Genomic DNA, 22,481 nt, shown 5'->3' on the forward strand with positions numbered 1-22,481 from the left:
AATCACGCGGGCGCCGCCGAATAGGATGAGAGCATGCCTACTGAGCCTTACACCCTCATCCTGTTGCGCCACGGCAACAGCGACTGGAACCAGAAGAACCTCTTCACCGGCTGGGTCGACGTCCCGCTGTCGGATCAGGGCGTCGCCGAGGCCAAGCGCGCCGGCGAGCTGCTCGCCGAGTCGGGCCTGCTGCCGGACATCCTGTACACGTCGCGGCTGAGCCGCGCGATCCAGACCGCGAACCTCGCGCTCGCCGAGGCCGACCGCGCCTGGATCGACGTCAAGCGCTCCTGGCGCCTCAACGAGCGCCACTACGGCGCCCTCCAGGGCAAGGACAAGGCGCAGACGCTCGCCGAGTACGGCCCCGAGCAGTTCCAGATCTGGCGCCGCTCCTTCGACGTGCCGCCGCCCCCCATCGCCGACGACGACCCGTACTCGCAGGTCGGCGACCCGCGCTACGCCGACCTCGGCGACGCGGTGCCCCGCACCGAGTGCCTGAAAGACGTCATCGACCGGATGCTGCCCTACTGGGAGTCCGACATCACCGGTGACCTCGCGCTCGGCAAGACCGTGCTCGTGACCGCCCACGGCAACTCGCTCCGCGCGCTGGTCAAGCACCTCGACGGCATCTCGGACGACGACATCGCCGAGCTCAACATCCCCACCGGCATCCCGCTGGTCTACCGCCTCGACGAGTCCTTCGTGCCGGTCGGCCCGGGGGAGTACCTCGACCCCGAGGCCGCCGCCGCCGGTGCGGCCGCGGTCGCCGCCCAGGGCAAGAAGTAGCCGTCCGGCCACACGAAGAAGCCCCGGTCCGCGTGAGCGGCCGGGGCTTCTTCGTCTGTCAGGGGCTCCGCCGGTGAACAGCGGATGAACGGGGCCGCTAGTTGATGCCGGACGCCGGCCACTCGCCGGTCGCCAGGTACTGCACCTTCTTGGCGATCGAGACCGCGTGGTCGGCGAAGCGCTCGTGGTAGCGGCTCGCGAGCGTGACGTCGACCGTGTCGACGGCCTCGCCCTTCCAGTGCGAGCCGAGCACGGCGTCGAAGACGCTGACGTGCAGCTCGTCGATGCGGTCGTCGTCGTTGCGCATCTCGTCGGCGAGGGCGACGTCCTCGGTCTGCAGCAGCACGGTGAGCTTCTTGGCGATCTCGACGTCAAGACGCCCCATCTCGGCGAAGGTCTGGCGCAGGCTCTTCTTCACGACCTTGTCGGGGTAGCGGTACCGGGCCAGCTGGGCGATGTGCTCGGCGATGTCGCCCATCCGCTCGAGGGAGGAGCTCACGCGCAGCGCGGTCACGACGATCCGCAGGTCGCGGGCGACGGGCTGCTGCAGCGCGAGGATGCTGATGGCCAGCTCGTCCAGGCTCGAGGCGAGCGCGTCGATCTTCGGGTCCTCGGCGATGACCTGCTCGGCCAGGGCCACGTTCGACTCGTTGAACGCGGCGGTCGCGTTCGTGATCGCCGCGGTCACGAGCTCGGAGATCTCGACGAGACGCTCCTGCACCTCACGCAGCTCTTGCTGGAATACCTCACGCATGCGTGTGGGTCCTTTCTTGGATACGGCGGACACGTCCGGATGGAGCACACGTGCGCGCGGCGGCACCGCCGCGATCGGCGAGGCGACGGCTCCATCCTCCCGGGGACAGGTTAACGCGAGGTGCCGGACAGTTGAACACTCGTGGAAACGACCGCTGAACGGCCGGATACGCGGATTGCCGCCCCAGGGGACTCACTAGTGTAGTTGCTATGGAAACAGGCTGGTTGGTGCTGTTCTCCGTGGTACTCGGCCTCGTCGTCGGGGCCGGATTCGTCATCCTGCTCCATGTGGCTGAACGCCGGGGAAACAATGCGGTCACCGTCGCATCCAACGCTGTTCCCGACGGAGTCGACCAGGTGATCGACGCCCTCGACTTCGCGGGGCTCGTGCTGGATCCGTCGAACAACGTCGTCAAGGCGTCCGAGATGGCCTACACCTACGGTCTGGTCGCCAACGGGCTCCTGGTGCACGCGGAGGTCGCCGAGATCGTCGCCCTCGTGCGGTCGACGGGGGAGTCGGAGAACCAGGAGGTCACGCTCGCGCGCGGCCCGTTCGGTGAGGCCAGCATCCATCTCGACGTGCAGGTCGCCCGGCTGGGCAGCCGCTACGTGCTCGTGCTCGCCGAGGACCGCACCGACGCGTACCGGCTCGAAGAGGTGCGCCGCGACTTCATCGCGAACATCTCGCACGAGCTGAAGACCCCGATCGGCGCGATCGCGCTGCTCGCCGAAGCGCTCGAGCCGGCCTCCGACGACCCGGACCAGGTGCGGCGCTTCGCGAAGCGGATGGGGCAGGAGGCGACGCGGCTGGCCCAGATCACCCGCGAGATCATCGAGCTCTCCCGGCTGCAGGCCACCGACATCCTGGCCACCGCGAAGCAGGTCGACATCGACACCGTGGTCTCGTCGGCCGTCGACCAGAACCGCGTCGTCGCGGATGCGCACGGCATGACCCTCGCGGTCGGCGGCCAGAAGCGCGTGTCGGTCTCCGGCGACGAGACCCTGCTGACGCTCGCGGTCAACAACCTCGTGGCCAACGCGATCCAGTACTCGCCGGACGGCTCCCGGATCGGGATCGGGGTGCATCACGACGAGGGCGTCGTCGAGCTCGTGGTCACCGACCAGGGCATCGGCATCCCCGAGGAGGACCTCCCGCGCGTGTTCGAGCGGTTCTTCCGCGTCGATCAGGCGCGGTCGCGCAACACCGGGGGCACCGGCCTCGGGTTGAGCATCGTGAAGCACGTCGTGCAGAACCACGGCGGAGACATCCGTGCCTGGTCCCAGATCGGGCAGGGCTCCACATTCACCATCCGGCTGCCCGAGGCGTCACAGGCGCCCAAGGCCGCCTCGCAAGGAGAGAGACGATGACCCACATCCTGCTGGTCGAGGACGAGGCCGCGCTCAGCGAGCCGTTGAGCTACCTGCTGCGCCGCGAGGGCTACGGCGTCACCGTCGCGCCCGACGGGCCGAGCGCCATCAGCGAGTTCGACCGGGGCGGGGTCGACATCATCCTGCTCGACCTGATGATCCCGGGCATCCCGGGCACCGAGGTCTGCCGCGAGATCCGCACCCGGTCGTCGGTGCCGATCATCATGCTCACCGCGAAGGACTCCGAGATCGACATCGTCGTGGGGCTCGAGCTGGGCGCCGACGACTACGTCACGAAGCCGTACTCGACGCGCGAGCTACTCGCGCGCATCCGGGCCGTGATGCGTCGTCAGCTCGAGGTGCTGGATGCGGCCGAGCCGCTGCTGAAGGCGGGCCCGGTCTCGATGGACGTCGAGCGCCACACGGTGTCGGTGGACGGCACCGAGGTGTCCATGCCGCTGAAGGAATTCGAGCTGCTGGAGCTGCTGTTGCGGAACGCGGGGCGCGTGCTGACCCGCGGGCAGCTGATCGACCGGGTCTGGGGCTCGGACTACTTCGGCGACACCAAGACGCTCGACGTGCACATCAAGCGGATCCGCTCGAAGATCGAGAAGACGCCGTCGGAGCCGACGCTGCTGGTGACCGTGCGGGGGCTCGGGTACCGGTTCGAGGGGTAAGGCCGGGGGCCGGTCAGCCCTGGGTCGCGGGAGCGGTCGGCTCGGCGGTGACCGTGGGGGTGCTGACCGGCGTCGGGGTGACCGGCGCGATGGTGACCGAGGGGGTCGGCGTCGGGGTCGGGGCGAGACCGTCATACTCGGGCAGCGAGGTGTTGAGCACCGGCACCATGACCTGCTTGCCCTCTTCGCCGCCGTACTGGAAGTAGACCGGGAACAGGCTGCCCGGGGCCGAGACGTTGTGGAGCACGATCTGCTCGCCGTCGGCCCCGCCGAAGCTCGTGATGGTGCCGCCGCCCGCGACGAGGACCTTCTCGGTGACGCGGTCGCCGGAGACGGTGTCTTCGTACTGCACGCCGACCTGCACGGCGGAGTCGCCGCTGTTGACGAAGGAGACCAGCATGCTGGCGAGCTCGCCGTCCTCGCTGATCAACGTGGCGTTGCGGATCGCGACCGAGCCGACGGTCGCGTTGACGCCGTCGGAGGTCTCCACGATCTCCTTGGTCGCCTGAGGGGTGATGAACGCGCACCCGGCGGTGCCGAAGGAGACGAGGGCAACCACCAGAACGGATGCCGCGAACCGAGCTCTCACAAGACCCTCCAGAGTCGTAAACGCTTTGGCCCCAGCCTACAACGAGCCGCGCTCGGCGAGGTGGTTAGGCAACCCTTACCACATGCCCGCTGTGGTATCCTGGTAGTCACGGAAGGACATCCATTCATGCTTTTTGAGGTTGGCGAAACTGTCGTTTACCCCCACCACGGAGCCGCCACGATCTCCGAGGTGAAGACCCGGGTCATCAAGGGCGAAGAGAAGATCTACCTCAAACTCCGTGTCACCCAGGGCGACCTGACCATCGAGGTCCCCGCAGACAACGTCGACCTCGTCGGCGTCCGCGACGTCATCGGCCGTGAGGGCCTCGACAAGGTGTTCGAGGTGCTGCGCGCGCCGTTCACCGAAGAGCCGACCAACTGGTCGCGCCGCTACAAGGCCAACCTCGAGAAGCTCGCCTCCGGCGACGTCATTAAAGTCAGCGAGGTCGTGCGAGACCTGTGGCGTCGGGATCAGGATCGCGGCCTCTCGGCCGGAGAGAAGCGGATGCTCGCGAAGGCGCGTCAGATCCTCATCTCCGAGCTCGCTCTCGCCGAGAAGACCGACGAGGAGAAGGCCTCGCTGGTGCTCGACGAGGTTCTTGCTTCCTGAGCCGAGTGAACACCGAGCCCTCCGGGGTCTCTTCACCGACGCCGACCGTCGCAGTCATCGTCGTCGCGGCGGGGTCGGGAACCCGGCTCGGTCTCGGTCGGCCCAAGGCCTTCGTCGAGGTGGGCGGGCGGAGCATCCTCTCCCGCTCGCTCGACGGCATCCGGGGCATGGGCGAGCAGCCCGCAATCGTGGTCGTCGTGCCCGCAGAGCTGCAGCAGGAGACGGCCTCCCACCCGGGTGAGGTGCGGGAGCCCGACGGGACCGTCGTGGTCGCCGGCGGTTCGACCCGTCAGCAATCGGTCGCCGCCGGCCTCGCCGCGGTGCCCGACGGCGTCGAGGTGGTGCTCGTGCACGACGCGGCCCGGGCCTTCACGCCGACCTCGGTCTTCGAGCGGGTGGTCGCCGCGGTGCGGCAGAGCGGCGGGGGAGTGATCCCCGGGCTGCCGGTCACCGACACGGTCAAGGGGGTGGATGCGGCGGGCCTCGTCCTCGAGACCGTCGACCGCTCGCGACTGACGGCCGTGCAGACGCCGCAGGGGTTCCCGCGGGCGCTGCTCGAGGATGCGTACGCGCGAGCGGCCGCCGACGCCACCGACGACGCCGGGCTGGTCCGCGACGCCGGGCATCCGGTGACCGTCGTGCCGGGCGACGCGCTCTCGTTCAAGATCACCACGGCCGCCGACCTTGAGCGCGCCGACGACCTTCTCCGGAGGACTCGGATGCCCGCACTTCCCCGCACCGGCCTCGGCGTCGACGCGCACGCCTTCGACCCCGCCGCCGAGCTCTGGCTGGCCGGTCTGCACTGGCCCGGCGAGGCCGGGCTCGCCGGGCACAGCGACGGCGACGTGGTCGCCCACGCGATCTGCGACGCCCTGCTGGGTGCCGCCGGCCTCGGCGACCTCGGCAGCCGCTTCGGCACCTCCGACCCGACGCTCGCCGGGGCGCACGGCGAGGTCTTCCTCCGCCGCACCCGCTCGTTGCTCGAGGAGGCCGGCTTCACGATCGGCAACGTCTCCGTGCAGCTCATCGGCAACCGCCCCCGCTTCGCCCCCCGCAAGCCCGAGGCCGACGCCCTCCTCACCTCCCTTCTCGCCGCCCCCGTCTCCGTCTCGGCCACGACGACCGACGGCCTGGGCTTCCCCGGCCGTGGCGAGGGCCTGACGGCGATAGCCACAGCGCTGGTCTACTGACCGGCGTCCCGTCCCGGCAGGTGGAGGCCAGCTGACGGCTTTTCCGTTCCGGAAGGTGAGGGCCAGCTAACGGCCTTTCCGTCCCGGAAGGTGTGGGCTGCAAGTGTCCCGCTGTGTTAGCTGCCGGGATGGGCGTGCTGCGCGCGCCCATCCCGGGTCGCGCCGGTCCCTGCCCGGCGCGACGCGACATGTTCGCGTGCGGTCGCTATCGCGGCCGCGCACTCACCCTGGGTAAACGAAAAAGGCCCGCAGCTTTCCAACCCGCCCGAAGATTTGGGACGGGGATGAAAGCCGCGGGCCGTACTCGATGACACAAGGTGAGCGCGTCGCCGGAGAGCACGACCGTAGGCCGCGCTCTCCGACGGCACGCGAACATGTGGCCCGCGCCGCAGAGGCGGCGGCGCGGCAATAAACTGTCTGAGTGACACTCAAACTCCACGACTCGAAGCTCGGCGCCCTCGTCGACTTCACGCCCCTCGTTCCGGGACAGGTCAGGATCTACGTGTGCGGGCCCACGGTGCAGTCCTCGCCGCACATCGGCCACCTCCGCTCGGCCCTGGTCTACGACCAGCTGCGCCGCTGGTTCTCGTTCAACGGGTACGCCGTAACCTTCGTGCGCAACGTCACCGACATCGACGACAAGATCCTGATCAACGCCGCCGAGAGCGCCGCGGCCGGCAGCCCCGAGCAATGGTGGGCGCTGGCCTACCGGGTCGAGCTCGAGTTCACGGCCGCCTACACCGCGATCGGCGTGCTGCCCCCGACCTACGAACCCCGCGCGACCGCCAGCATCCCCGAGATGCAGGCGATCATCCAGCGCCTGATCGATGCCGGCCACGCCTACGCCACCGACGACGGCACCGGCGACGTCTACTTCGACACCGCGAGCTGGGCCGACTACGGCGAGCTCACCCATCAGAAGCTCGACGACATGGCGCCTGCCACCGACTCCGACTCGCGCGGCAAGCGCGACGTGCGCGACTTCGCGCTCTGGAAGGGCCACAAGCCGGGTGAGCCCGAGACCGCCGCCTGGGTCAGCCCCTGGGGTCGCGGCCGCCCGGGCTGGCACATCGAGTGCTCCGCGATGTCGACGAAGTACCTCGGCACCCAGTTCGACATCCACGGCGGCGGGCTCGACCTGCGCTTCCCGCACCACGAGAACGAGCTGGCGCAGTCGCGCGCCGCCGGTGACGCCTTCGCCAACTACTGGCTGCACAACGGCCTGGTCTCGATCGGCAGCCAGAAGATGTCGAAGTCGCTCGGCAACTCGGTCTTCGCCTCCGAGCTGATCGCCTCCGCGCGCCCGGTCGTGCTGCGCTACTACCTCGGCGCCAACCACTACCGCTCCACCCTCGAGTACCACGAGGGCGCGCTGGAGGAGGCGGATGCCGCGGTCTCCCGTATCGAGGGCTTCCTCGAGCGCGCCACCCGGCGCCTGGCCGGCACCCGGTTCGCGGGCACCGAAGAACTGGTGGTGCCCGAGGAGTTCCGCGAGGCGATGGACGACGATCTCGCCGTTCCGCAGGCGATCGCCGTCATCCACGAGTCGGTCCGCCGGGGCAACGCCGCGCTCGACGACGAAGATCTCGTCGAGGCCGCCGCGCTCCTCGGCCAGGTGTTCGCGATGACCGACGTGCTCGGCATCAACCCGCTCTCGCCCGAATGGGCCACCGGTCACGACAGCGGAGCCGAGCGCGCACTCGGTACGCTGGTCGAACGCCTCGTCTCCGACCGGGAGACGGCACGCAAGGGCCGCGACTTCGCTACCGCGGACCGCATCCGGGACGAACTCGGACAGGCCGGAATCTCGATTGAAGACACGCCCACCGGCGCGCACTGGAGTCTCGATGGCTAAATCAACAGGCCGCCCCTCGCGGGCCGGCGCCGTTCGCAGGGGAACCAAGGGGAGCAAGGCCGTCGGTTCCGGCGGTCAGGGCCGCCAGGCCCTCGAGGGCAAGAAGCCCACCCCCAAGGCCGAGGACAGGCCGTACCACCCCGCCGGGAAGGCCAAGGCGGCGCGCGAGCGCTTCGCGGCGGCCGGTGGCAAGGGTCGTCCGGGCGCCCGCTCCAACAGCGAGCGTGGTCAGGATGCGGGCCAGCAGGGCCGACCCGCCCCCGCACGCCGGGTCAAGAAGGCCGATGACAGCGAGATGGTGACCGGCCGCAACTCGGTCGTCGAGGCGCTGCGTGCGCACATCCCGGCGACGGCGCTGTACGTGGCGTTCCGCGTCGAGGTCGACGAGCGCGTCAAGGAGGCCCTGTCGCTGGCGAACAAGCGCGGCATCCCCGTGATGGAGGTCATGCGGCCCGAGCTCGACCGGCTCTCCGGTCACGACTCGGTGCACCAGGGCCTCGCCCTCAAGGTGCCGCCGTACGAGTACGCGCACCCCGAGACCCTGCTCGACGACGTGCTGCGCCGGGGCAAGACTCCGCTGTTCGTCGCCCTCGACGGCATCACCGATCCGCGCAACCTGGGTGCGATCATCCGCTCGACCGCCGCGTTCGGCGGCCAGGGCGTCATCGTGCCGCAGCGCCGTTCGGTCGGCGTCACGGCGTCGGCGTGGAAGACCTCGGCCGGCGCCGCCGCCCGGACGCCCGTCGCGATGGCGTCGAACCTCACGCAGACCCTCAAGGCCTTCAAGGCCGCCGGGGTGTTCGTGGTGGGCCTCGACGGCGGCGGCGACGTCTCGCTGCCGGAGCTCGACCTGGCCTCAGGCCCGATCGTGATCGTGGTCGGCAACGAGGGCAAGGGCCTCTCGCGGCTCGTGACCGAGACCTGCGACGCGATCGTGTCGATCCCGATCTCGGCGGGCACCGAGTCGCTCAACGCGGGCATCGCGGCGAGCGTCACCCTCTACGAGATCGCGCGCCAGCGCACGCTGGAGCTATAGGAGACGCACGCTGGAGCTATAAGCGACGGTCCAGTGGACCGTCGCCGCGACGCCAGTGCCGACGGAGCTACGCTCCGTCGGTCAGTGCCAAGACGCCAGTGCCGACGGAGCTACGCTCCGTCGGTAGATCTCCGCGACGCCCCCGTCGGTCGGTAGCCAGAGCGCCGCTCCGTAGGGACGACGCCCCGCCCCTCACACCGTCAGCCGCCAGTCCTCCGCCTCCGCGTCCGGCTCCTGCGTCTCGATGGCGAGCGTCATCGCCCCCGTCGGCGGGTCGATCACGGTCGCCTCGTCGCGCCGGTGCCGGAGGACCGTGTCGACGTAGCTCGACACGGCCTCGGCAAGAGGCACGTCGCGGGACTGGTTCTGGCTCATGAACCAGCGGTGCTCGAGCAGCTGGTGGAACACCTCGGCCGGCTCGAGCTTGCCGCGCAGGTCGCGAGGGATGGCGCGGATGACCGGCTCGAAGACCTTTGCGAGCCACTCGTGCGCGATCATCTCCTCGTCGTAGTCCTTCTTGCCGTAGCGGGCGGCGTAGGAGTCGAGGTCGTTGAGGAGGCGGCGGGCCTGGTTCTCCTGGGCGTCGAGCCCGGTGAGTCGCAGCAGCCGTCTCTGGTGGTGCCCCGCATCCACCACCTTGGGCTGGATGCGCACGGTCGTGCCGCCCTCGGTGGTCTTGATCGCGAGCTCTTCGATGTCGAAGCCCAGGTCGTTGAGCCGGCCCACGCGCTCGTTGATGCGCCAGCGCTCGGACGAGCTGAACGACTCGGAGCCGGTCAACTCCTTCCAGAGCGAGCGGTAGGCCGCGACGATGCCGTTGGAGACCGTGATGGGGTCGAGCTCCTCGTCGACCCGGCCGCCGGCCTCGAGGTCCATCAGCTCGCCGGCGATGTTGACGCGGGCGATCTCGAGGTCGTTCTCGCGCTGGCCGTTCGAGAGGCCCTCGTAGAGCTGGCCGGTCTCGGCGTCGACGAGATAGGCCGCGAAGGCACCCGCATCCCGCCGGAACAGCGTGTTCGACAGCGACACGTCACCCCAGAAGAAGCCGATCACGTGCAGCCGCACCAGCAGCACGGCCAGTGCGTCGACCAGCCGGGTCGCCGTGTCGGGCCGCAGCATCTGCGAGAACAGCGCCCGGTAGGGCAGCGAGAACTTCAGGTGCCGGGTCACCAGCGCCGAGCGCAGCGGCTCGCCGTCGACGTCGGTGCGGTTGGTGATCACCGCGAGCGGCTCGACGCACGGGACGTCGAGCCGCTGCAGGGTGCGGAGCATCTCGTACTCGCGCTTGGCCATCTCGTCCGTCGTCTCCTTGATGGCGATGACGTGACCCGAGAGGTGCGCGAACCGCACGAGGTGCCGGGAGATGCCCTTCGGCAGCGCCGCGATGTACTCGTCAGGCCAGTCGTCGAGCGGGAGGTTCCACGGAAGATCGAGGAGTCCCGGATCGGCGGTGGCCGAGGTGATGTTGAGTGAGCTCGTCACGGCGCGGTGTTGGATCTCCGGGTCAGCTGACGACGGCCTTGTTGCCGAGGCGCTCGCCCGACTCGAGGTCGAACAGGTGCACGTGGCCGGGAGCGGCCGTGAGGTACACCTTGTCGCCCACGAAGGGGTGCGAGCGGCCGTCGACGCGCGTGACGATGTCGGTGCGCTTACCGTCGATCTCCGAGTGGCCGTAGAGGTAGCCGTCGGCGCCGAGCTCCTCGATCAGGTCGACGACGACCTCCAGGCCCTCGCCGGGCGTCGAGGAGAGCACGATGTCCTCCGGGCGCACGCCGATCGTGGCGCTGGTGCCGGACGAGCTGGCGAGCGTCTCGCGGTCGACCGGGACCACCGAGGTGCCGAAGCGCACACCGGCGTCGGTCAGGTCGGCGTGGAACAGGTTCATCGCGGGCGAGCCGATGAAGCCGGCCACGAAGACGTTGCTGGGCTTCTCGTACAGGTCGCGCGGGGTGCCGACCTGCTGGAGCACGCCGTCCTTCAGCACGGCGATGCGGTCGCCCATGGTGAGCGCCTCGGTCTGGTCGTGCGTGACGTAGACGGTGGTGACGCCCAGGCGGCGCTGCAGCGACGCGATCTGCGTACGGGTCTGCACGCGGAGCTTGGCGTCGAGGTTCGACAGCGGCTCGTCCATCAGGAACACCTGGGGCTGACGCACGATCGCGCGGCCCATGGCGACGCGCTGACGCTGACCACCGGAGAGGGCCTTCGGCTTGCGGCTGAGGTAGGGCTCGAGGTCGAGCAGCTTGGCGGCCTCGAGCACGCGGGTGGCGCGCTCGTCTTTGCCGACACCGGCGATCTTGAGCGCGAAGCCCATGTTCTCGGCCACGGTCATGTGGGGGTAGAGCGCGTAGTTCTGGAAGACCATCGCGATGTCGCGATCCTTCGGCGGGATGTCGGTGACATCGCGGTCGCCGATCAGGATGCGGCCCTCGTTGACCTCTTCGAGGCCGGCGAGCATCCGGAGCGAGGTCGACTTGCCGCAGCCGGAGGGGCCGACGAGCACGAGGAACTCGCCGTCGGCGATCTCGAGGTCGAGCTTGTCGACCGAGGCGCGCGTGGAACCCGGGTAGATCCGGGTGGCTTTGTCATAGGTGACAGATGCCATGATTCATTACTCCTTCACCGGCAGGTACGTGCCGGACGATCCGTTGTGATGGATGGAACCGGGCCTGCGTCGTCGGAGACCCATGTCGATTATGTCACGCCCGCCTGACAGCCCTCCCGTCCAGCTGGCCCGTGGCAAGCTCCCAGACTGCCTTCCTAGTATTCTTGACGAGTCGCTCGGGCACCCCTCGGCCCCCGCATCCGTACACCGGCACCCCCCTGTACGCCCCCACATCCCCATCACGGAGCACTGACACGCATGACCATCAGCGGACCCGGAGATTCCCGACAGTCGAAGAATCAGCGCCGCGAGGCCGCGCGGGAGAAGGCGAAGCAGCTGCGTGAGGAGCAGCGGAAGAAGGATGTCCGCAACCGCGTCATCCTGATCTCGTCGCTGAGCGTCGTGGTCGTCGCGATCATCGTCGGCGTCACGCTCGTGATCACCTCCACGCTGAAGCCCGCCGGCCCCGGCCCGCTCAACATGGCCAGCGACGGCATCCAGATCGGCACCGGCTTCGTCGCCGCGACGACCCCGGCGCTCGCCGCGGGGGAGGACCCGATCGCCACCGCGAACGACCCGGCCTCCGGCACCGTCGACATCCGCACCTACGTCGACTACATGTGCCCCTACTGCGGCCAGTTCGAGGCGACCAACAACTCTCAGATCGCCGACTGGGTGCAGTCCGGCGCGGCGACAATCGAGATCCACCCGCTGTCGATCCTCGACCGCTCGTCGCTCGGCACGAAGTACTCCACCCGCGCCGCGAACGCCGCCGCGTGCGTCGCCAACTACGCACCCGACCAGTTCTGGCAGTACAACAGCCTGCTGTTCTCCAACCAGCCCGCCGAGAACACCGAAGGGCTGGATGACGCGAAGCTGAAAGACCTGGCCTCCCAGGCGGGCGTGACCTCGACCGACCAGGTCAACTCCTGCATCGACGACACCCAGTTCAAGGGCTGGGTCTCGGATTCCACGTCCCGCGCGCTCTCGGGCAACCTGCCCAACAGCGACGTGTCGATCCAGGGCACGCCGACGGTGCTCGTCAACGGCCAGAAGTACTCCGGCTCGCTGACCGACCCGGCCGCCTTCTCGGCCTTCGTCGTGCAGGTCTCGAACGAGGCCCTCTCGACCGCCACCCCGACGCCCTCGCCCGCCGCGGGCTGAGCGGGGCGGTAACGCCTCAGACCGTCGAGAGCCCCTCGCTCCGGAGTGATCCGGGCGAGGGGCTCTTCGCGCTCTGGCTACAATGAAGCTGTTCCATCCCAGCCGGCCTGGCGCAATTGGTAGCGCACCGCTCTTGTAAAGCGGGGGTTACGGGTTCGAGTCCCGTGGCCGGCCCCACGTTGCCCATCGACCTGGGCCTGACCTCGACGCGCTAGCGGGCGGCGCGGGCGCGACGGCGGTCGACCGCGAACGAGCTCAGCAGCACGACGAGGCCCAGGAGACCGAGCAGCACTCCCACGAACGCGGGGGAGATGTAGCCCAGGCCCGCCGCGATGGTCACGCCGCCGAGGAAGGCGCCGAGCGAGTTGCCGAGGTTCAGCGCTGAGTGGTTGAGCGCGGCGGCGATCGACTGGGCGTTGTGCGAGACGTCCATCAACCGGGTCTGCACGGCCGGCCCGCAGGTGCCCGCGAACAGGCCGACGAACAGGATGCCGAGGAACAGTCCCGGCGCCGTGTGCGCGAACAGGCCGAACGAGAGCACCGCGAGCGTGATGCCGACCACCCCGATCGCCAGCGTGAGCTTGACCGAGCGGTCGGCGAGCCAGCCGGCGGTGAAGTTGCCGATCGTCATCCCGACCCCGAACATCACCAGCACGAACGGCACCGTGCTCGCCGGCAGGTGCGCGACGTCGGTGACGACGGGCGCCACGTAGGTGTAGACCGCGAAGACGCCGCCGAAGCCGATCGATCCGAGCAGCAGCGTCAACCAGACCTGCAGCCGGGTGAAGGCGCTCAGCTCGTTCTTCAGCGTCGCGCGCGGGTCGCCCGGCTGGAACGGCACGGTCGCGATGATGGCGATCAGGGTGACCACGAAGATCCCCGCGACCAGGAAGTAGGCGCTCCGCCAGCCGAAGCTCTGGCCGAGGAAGGTGCCGAAGGGCACCCCGACGATGTTCGCGATGGTCAGCCCGCCGAGCACGAAGGCCACCCCGCGCGCCCGCTTGTCCGGCCCCATCAGCGAGGCCGCGACGAGGGAGGCGATGCCGAAGTAGGCGCCGTGGGGGAGCGCGCTGACGAACCGGGCCTCCAGCACCAGCCCGAACGAGGGCAGGATCGCCGTCGCGAGGTTGCCGATCACGAAGACGGTGACCAGCGCGATCAGCAGGCGCTTCCGCGGCCACCGGGCCGCCAGGGCCGCGATCGTCGGCGCCCCCACCACGACGCCGAGCGCGTACGCCGAGACGAGCAGCCCCGTGGATGCGGTGGCGTCGGCCGCGTCGGCCGTGAACTGGGCCGGCAGCAGGTCGCGCGCGATGTCGGGCAGCAGGCCCATCGTGACGAACTCGGTCACGCCGATGCCGAAGCCACCGAGCGCGAGCGCCAGGATGGCGAGCCACCGCCGGAGCGTGCTCACCGCGGGTTCGCCGGGAGACCCGGCAGCGCTGTCCTGCGGAGGGCGGGGCGGGGAGGAGGGTGAGTCGTCGTTGACTGGAGTGAGATCCAGTTTGGTCACGTCAGCAAGCCTACGCCCCGCGCGCGCCCAGGCCGGATCAGAGGAAGCTCAGATGCTCCTTGACCGAGATGCGCTCCTTCGGCCGAGGCTTCCGGCCCCGCTCGGGCAGCCCGCCGACGTAGAGCCAGCCCATGAGCTCCTCGTGCTTGCCGAGCCCCAGCGCCGAGCGCACGGCCTTGGAACGAGTGGCCTCGCCGGTGCGCCAGAACACGCCCCAGCCCTGGTCGTCAAGGATGAGGCTGAGGTTGTGCGCCACCCCGGCGGCGACGGCCTCCTGCTCCCAGCCGGGCACCTTGTGCTTGGGGCGCAGGGAGGCGACGACGGCGAGCACGAGCGGGGCGCGACGGGCTTTGCTGCGGTACTTCTCCGCATCCTTGCCCTTCTTGCCCTCCGCCTTGCCGAGCGCGTCGCCGAGCTGGTCGCGGGCGTCGCCGCGGATGGCGATGACCCGCCACGGGCGCAGACCGCTGTGGTCGGCGAGCTGGCCGGCCGCCTCGACGGCCGAGGCGAGCTCGTGGGTCGTGGGTGCCGCATCCGTCACCTTGGACGAGGAGCGGCGGGCGAGCATCGCCTCTCTGACGCCGGGCACGCGCTACTCCGCCGCGTCGAAGCTGAGGGCGACCGAGTTCATGCAGTAGCGGTCGCCGGTGGGCGTCTGAGGGGCGTCGTCGAAGAGATGCCCGAGGTGCGAGCCGCAGGTCGCGCAGCGCACCTCGGTGCGCACCATGCCGAGCGAGCGGTCCTCGATCAGCTCGACCGCATCCGACCCGGAGGCGTCGTAGAAGCTCGGCCAGCCGCAGTGCGAGTCGAACTTCGTGGTGCTGCGGAACAGCTCGGCCCCGCAGGCCTTGCAGGAGTAGACGCCCTCGCGGTCCTCCTCGAGCAGCTCACCGGTCCACGGCCGCTCGGTGGCCGCCTGGCGAAGCACCGCGAACTCGTCGGCCGAGAGCTCCGAGCGCCACTCGTCGTCGGACTTGGAAACCTCGTAGTTGCTCATGACGTGCTGCTCCTGCGTGCTGGGCTGATGATCGATCGACAATCATCCCAGTAAACTCTGGACTGTGGCTGCCCATTCCGTGATCGTCAAGCGCTGGGACGACCTGACCACGCGCGAGCTCTACGCCGTGCTGAAGCTGCGCACCGACGTCTTCTACGTCGAGCAGAAGGTCGACGACAGCGAGCTCGACTGGCGCGACGCCGAACCCTCGAGCCTCCACTACTGGATCGAGGAGGGCGGCGCACCCGTCGCCTACCTGCGGGTGCTGCAGGATGCGGAGGCCGAGTACCGCGACGCGCGACGCGTCGTCGGGCGGGTCGTCGTGCATCCGGCGCAGCGGGGGAGGGGGCTCGCGCAGGAGCTGCTCGCGGCCGTCGTCGAGCGCTTCGGCGAGGAGTCGATGCTGCTGCACGCGCAGAGCTACATCGTGCCTCTCTATGCGCGTGCCGGCTTCGAGGCCGTGGGCGACGAGTTCGTCGAGGCGGGCATCCCGCACCTGACGATGTGGCGACCCGGCGCGGCTATCGGCTGACGCGGAGGTCGCCCCGAATATGATGGCGACGATATTCGCGGGAGCAGACCGGAGGAGCCGCATGTCCGTCGCCGATGAGCGCACGACCGCGACCCCGCAGGCCGCTCTCGCCGAGCGCGACGTCCGCATCCTGAGCTTCGAGCGCAGCTGGTGGCGGCACGCCGGCGCCAAGGAGCAGGCCATCCGCAAGGAGTTCGGCCTCTCGTCGGCCCGCTACTATCAACTTCTCGGTGTGCTGATCGACTCGCCAGCCGCTCTCGCACACGATCCGATGCTCATCAAGAGGCTTCAGCGGGTGAGGGATGCGCGGCTCGCCGCGCGCTCGGCCCGACTGCTCTCGCGCGACGACTAGGACCACCTCCCCCACATGGCACGCTTCTCTGAGGACAGCTTCGACCGACTGCCAGCCCATCCCGAACGGGTGGGCGCCCATCGTGGTCCGAAGCCGCGCGGCCGGGGTTGGATGGTGTTCGCCTGGGCCGCCCTCGCCACGGTGCTGCTCGTGGGCGGCGGCATCACCTACCTCGCGGTGATCAACAACAACATCCAGTTCACGGATGCGTTCAGCGGCTCGACCGACGCGGCGGTGCCCACCGACACCCCCACACCCACCCCGACCATCACGCCGGTCACGGACGGGTCGCTCTCGGTCACCGTGCTGAACGGCACCACGATCGCGGGCCTCGCGACCGCCGTCGGAGACGCCGCGGGCGCCGCGGGCTGGAGCGTCGGCTCGATGGCCAACGCGAGCACGGACGACTTCCCGACCACCACCGTCTACTACACCGACCCGGCCAACCAGGCCGCGGCGCTCGGCCTCGCGCAGCTGCTAGGCAACGTCCCGACCGAGGAGTCGCAGACCTTCCTCGGCGCCAACCTGACCGTGGTGCTCGGCACCGACTACGACGGCCCGGGGTCGTCGGTCGCGGGTGACAGCGGTGTCGTCGACGGCACCGCCTCCGGGGTGGAGGGCTAGCTCCCCGCCCGTCACGCCCGCCGTTTTATTACGCGGGTGTTTCCGTCGTGTTGATTTGCGGCAACGATCCGGTGATTTCGCCGTCCGGGCCGTTGTGCGCCGTTCTGCTGTGCATAGGATCTGGAAATGGTCGTGGCAACTGTGTCACCACTGCAGAAACACAGCACTTGGGAGTAAGACATGGCGAACGGGACCGTGAAGTGGTTCAACGCTGAAAAGGGCTACGGCTTCATCACCGTGGACGGCGGAGGACAGGACGTCTTCGTGCACTACTCGGCCATCGACATGGCCGGCTACAAGGTCCTCGAAGAGGGTCAGCAGGTCGTGTTCGAGGTCGGGACGGGGTCGAAGGGCCCGCAGGCCGAGTCCGTCCGACTCGCCTGAGCGCGTCTCGCCTGAGGGCGTCTCGCTCGGCGGCAGATCACTCTCGCCTCAGCGCGTCTCGCCTGAGCGCGGAGCCCAGGCGCGTCAGCCGCTGCGCCGGCGGCACCGGCACTAGGGTGTGCTCGTGATCACGAGTGCGCCGACGCCCAGTTCCGACCGGCGACGACGCGCCACGAGGGTCGTCTCGGGCGTGGTTCTTCTCGCTGTCGTGGCGGTCATCGCCGGGTGCAGCGCGCCCGATCCCCGCCCGACGGATGCGTCGATCACCCCGACGGCCGCCTTCGGTTCCGACTATGTGACGCCCGCGCCCACGGTGCCCGCGCCCCTCCGGGGAACGCTGGTGCCGGCCGGCACCCTCAGCGGTCCGTCGCTCGCGGCGAAGATCGACAATCACGAGGAGGCGCGCCCCCAGCTCGGCCTCGAGCGCACGGACATCGTGTTCGAGGAGCTGGTCGAGGGCGGGCTGACGCGGTACGTCGCGATATGGCAGTCCGACGTGCCCGACCTGATCGGCCCGGTGCGGTCGATCCGGCCGATGGATCCGGACATCCTCTCCTCCTTCGGCGGCATCGTGGCGTTCTCCGGCGGACAGGAGCAGTTCGTCGACATGATGCGGGCGGCGCCGGTCTACAGCGCGATCCACGGCCAGGCCGACACCGAGTCGACCTTCTATCGGATGGACGGGCGGTCGAGCCCTCACGACGTCGTCGTCAAGGCGACCGAGCTCGTCGCCCAGCACACCGACCTCGCCGCCCCGGCACAGCAGTTCGCCTACTCATGGGATGTGCCCTCCTCCACGGCCGTGGTGCAGGGCACGCCCACCTCGGCGATCGACGTCGTGTTCTCAGACGAGCGGTACCCCGGGTGGGACTGGGATGCCGCCACGGGGGCGTTCCTCCGCAGCCAGGAGGGCGGGCCCGACCTCGACGCGAACGGCGACCGCATCCGGGCCGTCAACGTCGTGACCATGCGTGTGGACGAGGTGTACAACTACGACGCCGAGGTGCCGCAGGCGGTGCTCATCGCCACCGGCGAGGCGACCGTCTCGACCGGTGGGCGGACGGTGCAGGCGACCTGGTCGAAGGATTCGCCGACCGCTCCGATCCGGCTGGTCGACGACCTCGGCGCGACGGTGCGCCTGGCGCCCGGCAATACGTGGATCGAGCTGGTGCCCGCGGAGTCGGGCAGCGTCACGGTGGTGCCCGGGGCCTGACCCCGCTCACTTGCACTCGGGCAGTCTGAGTGCCAATATTGACTTAGCACTCGTGAAGTCTGAGTGCTAACACCTGAATCTTTGAACGACGTCCAGGGAGGACGAGAAACACACATGGCAAAGATCATTGCTTTCGATGAAGAGGCCCGTCGCGGCCTCGAGCGTGGCCTGAACACGCTCGCCGATGCCGTCAAGGTGACGCTTGGCCCGCGCGGTCGCAACGTCGTCCTCGAGAAGAAGTGGGGCGCCCCCACGATCACCAACGACGGCGTGTCCATCGCCAAGGAGATCGAGCTCGACGACCCGTACGAGAAGATCGGTGCCGAGCTCGTCAAGGAGGTCGCCAAGAAGACCGACGACGTCGCGGGCGATGGCACCACCACCGCCACCGTTCTCGCCCAGGCCCTGGTCAAGGAAGGCCTCCGCAACGTGGCCGCCGGCGCCGACCCGATCTCGCTCAAGAAGGGCATCGAGAAGGCCGTCGCCGCCGTCTCCGCCGAGCTGATCAAGAACGCCAAGGAGATCGAGACCAAGGAAGAGATCGCGGCCACCGCATCCATCTCCGCGGCCGACCCCGAGATCGGCGCGATCATCGCCGAGGCCATCGACAAGGTCGGCAAGGAGGGTGTCGTCACCGTCGAGGAGTCGAACACCTTCGGCACCGAGCTCGAGCTGACCGAGGGCATGCGCTTCGACAAGGGCTACCTGTCGGCGTACTTCGTCACCGACCCCGAGCGCCAGGAAGCGGTCTTCGAAGACCCCTACATCCTGATCGTGAACAGCAAGGTCTCGAACATCAAGGACCTGCTGCCCATCGTCGACAAGGTCATCCAGACCGGCAAGCAGCTGCTCATCATCGCTGAGGACGTCGACGGCGAGGCCCTGGCCACGCTGGTCGTGAACAAGATCCGCGGCATCTTCAAGTCGGTCGCCGTCAAGGCCCCCGGCTTCGGCGACCGTCGCAAGGCGCAGCTGCAGGACATCGCGATCCTCACCGGCGGCCAGGTCATCTCCGAGGAGGTCGGCCTCAAGCTCGAGAACGTCACCCTCGACCTGCTCGGTCAGGCCCGCAAGGTCGTCATCACCAAGGACGAGACCACCATCGTCGAAGGCGCCGGAGACCCCGAGGCCATCGCCGGACGTGTCGCTCAGATCCGTGCCGAGATCGACAACACCGACAGCGACTACGACCGCGAGAAGCTCCAGGAGCGCCTCGCCAAGCTCGCCGGCGGTGTCGCGGTCATCAAGGCCGGTGCCGCCACGGAGGTCGAGCTCAAGGAGCGCAAGCACCGCATCGAAGACGCCGTGCGCAACGCGAAGGCCGCCGTCGAAGAGGGCATCGTCGCCGGTGGTGGCGTCGCCCTCATCCAGGCCGGCAAGACCGCGTTCGAGAACCTCGAGCTCGTGGGCGACGAGGCGACCGGCGCGAACATCGTGAAGGTGGCCATCGAGGCCCCCCTCAAGCAGATCGCGTTCAACGCGGGCATGGAGCCGGGTGTCGTCGCCGCCAAGGTGCGCGACCTCGACTACGGCTGGGGCCTGAACGCCGCGTCCGGTGAGTACGTCGACCTCCTGGCCGCCGGCATCATCGACCCGGCCAAGGTGACCCGCTCGGCGCTGCAGAACGCCGCATCGATCGCCGGCCTCTTCCTCACCACCGAGGTCGTCATCGCCGACAAGCCCGAGAAGACCGCGGCTCCGGCCGGCGACCCCACGGGTGGCATGGACTTCTAGGTCTGATCCCAAGAGAAAGGCGGTCCCCTGGCGGGGGCCGCCTTTCCCTTTGCCGCGCCGGTCCCCGCCCGGCGCGGGCGACATGTTCGCGTGCCGTCGCGAAGCGCGGCCTGCGGTCGTGCTTCGCGGCGACGCGCTCACCCTGTGTCGTCGACAAAGGCCCGCAGCCTTCATCTCCGTCCCAAAAGTTCGGGCGGGGTGGAATGCTGCGGGCCATTTTCGACGACACAGGGTGAGTGCGCAGCCGCGTGAGCGACCGCACACTCACATGTCGCGTCGCGCCGGGCGGGGACCGGCGCGACCCGGGATGGGCGCGCAAAGCACGCCCATCCCGGCAGCTAACACAGCGGGACATTTGCAGCCCACACCTTCCGGGACGGAAAGGCCGTTAGTGGGCCTTCGCCTTCCGGGACGGTAAGGCCGTTAGTGGGCCTTCGCCTTCCGGGACGGTAAGGCCGTTAGTAGGCCCCACCTTCCGGGACGGAATGGCCGTTAGTGGGCCATCGCCTTCCGGGACGGAACGGCCGTTAGCTGGCCTTCACCTACCGGGACAGAAAGGCCGTTAGTAGGCCTTCGCCTTCCGGGACGGAAAGGCCGTTAGTGGGCCTTCACCTGCCGGGGCCTATTGCTCGGCTAGGGGCAGCGTGACCCGGAAGGTCGCCCCTCCGCCCGGGGTCTCCAGGGCCTCCACGGTGCCGTGGTGGGCGGCGATGATGGAGGAGACGATAGCGAGGCCGAGGCCGCTTCCGCCGGTCTCGCGGGTGCGGGAGGAGTCGGCGCGGTAGAAGCGCTGAAAGATCTTCTCGCGGATCTGCGGCGGGATGCCGGTTCCGTGGTCGATGATGTCGACGGTCGCGACGCGGCGCTTCTCGTCGACCTGCACCGAGAGCTCGATCGGGCTGTCGGCGTCGGTGAACCGCAGAGCATTGCCGATCAGGTTGGTCAGCACCTGCCGGATCTTGTTCTCCTCGGCCAGCACGATCGGTCGCACCTCGGCCGCCGGCTGCGCCGCGACCGAAGCGGTGTCGGCGGGCACCAGCGAGCCCGAGGCGTTGGCGGCGTTCGCCGCATTCGCCGCGCGACGGGATGCGCCGAAACCGCGACCCGACCCGGAGCGGGCGATCGGGCCGGTGGGCGCGGCCGGGTCGAGGGGCGTGACCGGGCCGGTCTCCGCCGCCCCGTCCGCCCGCGGGCGGCGACGCAGCCGGGCGAGGGCGCTGTTCGCGAAGGTGACGGGGCGCGTCGCGGTCGACGGCTTGTCGGGCCCGCCCGCACCGCCGACGCCGCCCGAGCTCGCACCACCGGGAGCCCCGGCGGCACCCGCCGGGCCGCCGACAGGGCCGCCCGTCCCGCCCGCCGCATCCGCCGCAGTACCCTCGATCGCCGGGGCGAAGGTGACCGACGAGGGGGCGTTCGGGGTGATCACCGAGACGACGCGTTCGGGGCTGGCGGCCCGCGCATCCATCGCCGCATCCAGCGTCAACGGCACCAGGTCGATCAGGGCGAGCTGCAGCGGCCGCGTCTCGTCGAGGCGGGCGAGCTCGAGGAGGTCTTCGACGAGCGTGCCCATCCGGATCGCCTCCTTCTCGATGCGATCCATCGCCTGGGCCACGTCTTCGGGGGTCTGGAGCGCGCCCATCCGGTACAGCTCGGCGTAGCCGCGCACCGAGACCAGGGGCGTGCGCAGCTCGTGCGAGGCGTCGCCGACGAAGCGCCGCATCTGGTCGATCGTGCGGGCGCGGTCGGCGAACGCGCTGTCGATGCGCGAGAGCATCGTGTTGAGCGAGCGGTTGAGGCGCCCGACCTCGGTGTTGGGCGTCGCATCCGACATGCGGCGGCTGAAGTCGCCGCCGTCGGCGATGGCCGCGGCGGTGCGTTCGACCTCGCGGAGCGGCCCGAAGGTCGAGGTCACGAGCAGCCGAGTCAGCATCGCGCCCAGGATGACCACGCCGATCCCGAACGCCAGGAAGATCGACAGGTAGGTGGCCGTCGTCTTCTCGGTCTCGGCGAGCGACTTGGCGATCACGATGGTGCCGAGCGACCCGTCACCGCCGTAGAGGTAGACCGTCGTCGCGATCGCGTGCCACTGCGTGTGCTGATCGATCGAGTCGATGCTGAAGACCTTGCCCTCGAGCAGGTTCGCGGTGTCGAGCGAGACCTGGGCCTGGGGCATCGCACCCGGGTCGCGGTCGCCCCAGTTACTGACGATCAGCTCACCCGAGGCGCTCAGCAGCCCGACGAAGTAATCGGCCGGCGCCGACGTGACATCTTGGATGCCGAACCGCTCCTGCGTCGCATCTGGCCCCAGGAACGGCGAGGCGTCTTTCGACGCCGTGTCGAGCTGCGAGTCGACCTGCTGCAGCAAGTAGGTGCGCAGCACGATCATCGTGCCCACCCCTGACACCACCAGCCCGAAGGTCAGCATCAAGACCGTCACGCCGGTGATCTTGGTGCGCAGCGAGATCGAGTTCCACTGCTTCAGGATGGCGTTCAGCATGTC

Annotated in this window: 22 protein-coding genes and 1 tRNA gene; 15 read left to right on the forward strand and 8 right to left on the reverse strand. The window is 69.3% G+C overall.

Translation table 11 applies throughout. From position 1 onward, the window contains the following. The first annotated feature begins 33 nt into the window (after positions 1-33). Positions 34-786: a phosphoglyceromutase gene (locus tag AC59HU_RS11430; protein WP_497223529.1), complete on the forward strand. Its 753-nt coding sequence runs from the start codon at positions 34-36 to the stop codon at positions 784-786. Positions 787-883: 97 nt separating this feature from the next. Here the strand turns inward: AC59HU_RS11430 and phoU are convergent, their stop codons facing one another. Then, positions 884-1,540 carry a phosphate signaling complex protein PhoU gene (gene phoU / locus AC59HU_RS11435; protein ID WP_497223530.1) on the reverse strand — a complete coding sequence of 219 codons (657 nt, stop codon included), beginning with the start codon at positions 1,538-1,540 and terminating at the stop codon, positions 884-886. Between the two features lie 209 nt (positions 1,541-1,749). Here phoU and AC59HU_RS11440 point away from each other — a divergent pair, with 209 nt between their 5' ends. Further along, positions 1,750-2,907 (forward strand): sensor histidine kinase, encoded by a 1,158-nt coding sequence (locus AC59HU_RS11440; RefSeq protein WP_497223531.1) that lies wholly within the window; start codon positions 1,750-1,752, stop codon positions 2,905-2,907. Beyond that, a complete protein-coding gene (locus AC59HU_RS11445) occupies positions 2,904-3,584 on the forward strand; it encodes a winged helix-turn-helix domain-containing protein (RefSeq protein WP_066040926.1) in 681 nt (226 codons plus the stop codon). Before AC59HU_RS11440 ends, AC59HU_RS11445 begins: the two co-directional genes overlap by 4 nt. 13 nt (positions 3,585-3,597) lie before the next feature. Here AC59HU_RS11445 and AC59HU_RS11450 read toward each other — a convergent pair whose 3' ends face one another. Then, positions 3,598-4,173: a hypothetical protein gene (locus AC59HU_RS11450; RefSeq protein WP_497223532.1), complete on the reverse strand. Its 576-nt coding sequence runs from the start codon at positions 4,171-4,173 to the stop codon at positions 3,598-3,600. 126 nt (positions 4,174-4,299) lie between these two features. On the opposite strand from AC59HU_RS11450, the gene AC59HU_RS11455 reads away from it, so the two are divergent. The 4 genes from AC59HU_RS11455 to rlmB all read left to right on the forward strand — a co-directional run bounded on the left by AC59HU_RS11455 (position 4,300) and on the right by rlmB (position 8,863). Further along, on the forward strand, positions 4,300-4,782 hold the full coding sequence (locus tag AC59HU_RS11455; RefSeq protein WP_066040922.1) for a CarD family transcriptional regulator: 483 nt from the start codon (positions 4,300-4,302) through the stop codon (positions 4,780-4,782). Between the two features lie 5 nt (positions 4,783-4,787). After that, on the forward strand, positions 4,788-5,972 hold the full coding sequence (gene ispD / locus AC59HU_RS11460) for a 2-C-methyl-D-erythritol 4-phosphate cytidylyltransferase (protein ID WP_497223533.1): 1,185 nt from the start codon (positions 4,788-4,790) through the stop codon (positions 5,970-5,972). A gap of 421 nt (positions 5,973-6,393) precedes the next feature. Further along, the gene (gene cysS, locus AC59HU_RS11465; protein WP_497223534.1) at positions 6,394-7,827 is read left to right on the forward strand and encodes a cysteine--tRNA ligase; all 1,434 of its coding nucleotides are present in this window, start codon (positions 6,394-6,396) and stop codon (positions 7,825-7,827) included. Further along, on the forward strand, positions 7,820-8,863 hold the full coding sequence (gene rlmB, locus AC59HU_RS11470; RefSeq protein ID WP_497223536.1) for a 23S rRNA (guanosine(2251)-2'-O)-methyltransferase RlmB: 1,044 nt from the start codon (positions 7,820-7,822) through the stop codon (positions 8,861-8,863). The genes cysS and rlmB overlap by 8 nt, the downstream gene beginning before the upstream one ends. 192 nt (positions 8,864-9,055) lie before the next feature. Here rlmB and AC59HU_RS11475 read toward each other — a convergent pair whose 3' ends face one another. Beyond that, entirely contained in the window at positions 9,056-10,345 is a 1,290-nt protein-coding gene (locus AC59HU_RS11475) for a DUF4032 domain-containing protein (protein WP_497223537.1), read from the reverse strand. 22 nt (positions 10,346-10,367) lie between these two features. Beyond that, a complete protein-coding gene (locus AC59HU_RS11480) occupies positions 10,368-11,468 on the reverse strand; it encodes an ABC transporter ATP-binding protein (RefSeq protein ID WP_497223538.1) in 1,101 nt (366 codons plus the stop codon). A gap of 258 nt (positions 11,469-11,726) precedes the next feature. Between AC59HU_RS11480 and AC59HU_RS11485 the strand changes: the two genes are divergently transcribed. Further along, positions 11,727-12,632 carry a DsbA family protein gene (locus AC59HU_RS11485; RefSeq protein WP_497223539.1) on the forward strand — a complete coding sequence of 302 codons (906 nt, stop codon included), beginning with the start codon at positions 11,727-11,729 and terminating at the stop codon, positions 12,630-12,632. A 101-nt stretch (positions 12,633-12,733) separates the two neighbouring features. Next, positions 12,734-12,809 (forward strand) — tRNA-Thr (locus AC59HU_RS11490). 34 nt (positions 12,810-12,843) lie between these two features. Here AC59HU_RS11490 and AC59HU_RS11495 read toward each other — a convergent pair. From AC59HU_RS11495 to msrB, 3 genes are all read right to left on the reverse strand, one after another. After that, complete coding sequence (locus AC59HU_RS11495; protein ID WP_497223925.1) at positions 12,844-14,046, reverse strand: MFS transporter; 1,203 nt, start codon at positions 14,044-14,046, stop codon at positions 12,844-12,846. Between the two features lie 136 nt (positions 14,047-14,182). Further along, the gene (locus AC59HU_RS11500) at positions 14,183-14,734 is read right to left on the reverse strand and encodes a nitroreductase family protein (RefSeq protein ID WP_497223540.1); all 552 of its coding nucleotides are present in this window, start codon (positions 14,732-14,734) and stop codon (positions 14,183-14,185) included. Positions 14,735-14,737: 3 nt separating this feature from the next. After that, positions 14,738-15,142: a peptide-methionine (R)-S-oxide reductase MsrB gene (gene msrB, locus AC59HU_RS11505; protein WP_497223541.1), complete on the reverse strand. Its 405-nt coding sequence runs from the start codon at positions 15,140-15,142 to the stop codon at positions 14,738-14,740. Between the two features lie 64 nt (positions 15,143-15,206). Here msrB and AC59HU_RS11510 point away from each other — a divergent pair, with 64 nt between their 5' ends. The 6 genes from AC59HU_RS11510 (at position 15,207) to groL (ending at position 19,981) form a co-directional block, all read left to right on the forward strand. Next, the gene (locus AC59HU_RS11510; RefSeq protein WP_497223542.1) at positions 15,207-15,674 is read left to right on the forward strand and encodes a GNAT family N-acetyltransferase; all 468 of its coding nucleotides are present in this window, start codon (positions 15,207-15,209) and stop codon (positions 15,672-15,674) included. A 61-nt stretch (positions 15,675-15,735) separates the two neighbouring features. After that, positions 15,736-16,026, forward strand: a complete 291-nt coding sequence (locus tag AC59HU_RS11515; RefSeq protein ID WP_497223543.1) for a DUF3263 domain-containing protein — start codon at positions 15,736-15,738, stop codon at positions 16,024-16,026. A gap of 15 nt (positions 16,027-16,041) precedes the next feature. Further along, entirely contained in the window at positions 16,042-16,650 is a 609-nt protein-coding gene (locus tag AC59HU_RS11520) for a LytR C-terminal domain-containing protein (protein ID WP_497223544.1), read from the forward strand. A 180-nt stretch (positions 16,651-16,830) separates the two neighbouring features. Then, positions 16,831-17,034 carry a cold-shock protein gene (locus AC59HU_RS11525; RefSeq protein WP_171703748.1) on the forward strand — a complete coding sequence of 68 codons (204 nt, stop codon included), beginning with the start codon at positions 16,831-16,833 and terminating at the stop codon, positions 17,032-17,034. Between the two features lie 190 nt (positions 17,035-17,224). Next, positions 17,225-18,247, forward strand: a complete 1,023-nt coding sequence (locus AC59HU_RS11530; protein ID WP_497223545.1) for a DUF3048 domain-containing protein — start codon at positions 17,225-17,227, stop codon at positions 18,245-18,247. 114 nt (positions 18,248-18,361) lie between these two features. Next, entirely contained in the window at positions 18,362-19,981 is a 1,620-nt protein-coding gene (gene groL / locus AC59HU_RS11535) for a chaperonin GroEL (protein WP_497223546.1), read from the forward strand. Positions 19,982-20,603: 622 nt separating this feature from the next. Here groL and AC59HU_RS11540 read toward each other — a convergent pair. Beyond that, entirely contained in the window at positions 20,604-22,478 is a 1,875-nt protein-coding gene (locus AC59HU_RS11540) for a sensor histidine kinase (protein ID WP_497223547.1), read from the reverse strand. Between the last annotated feature and the right edge of the window lie 3 nt (positions 22,479-22,481).

It is taken from the genome of Herbiconiux sp. 320_LB (assembly GCF_059691755.1).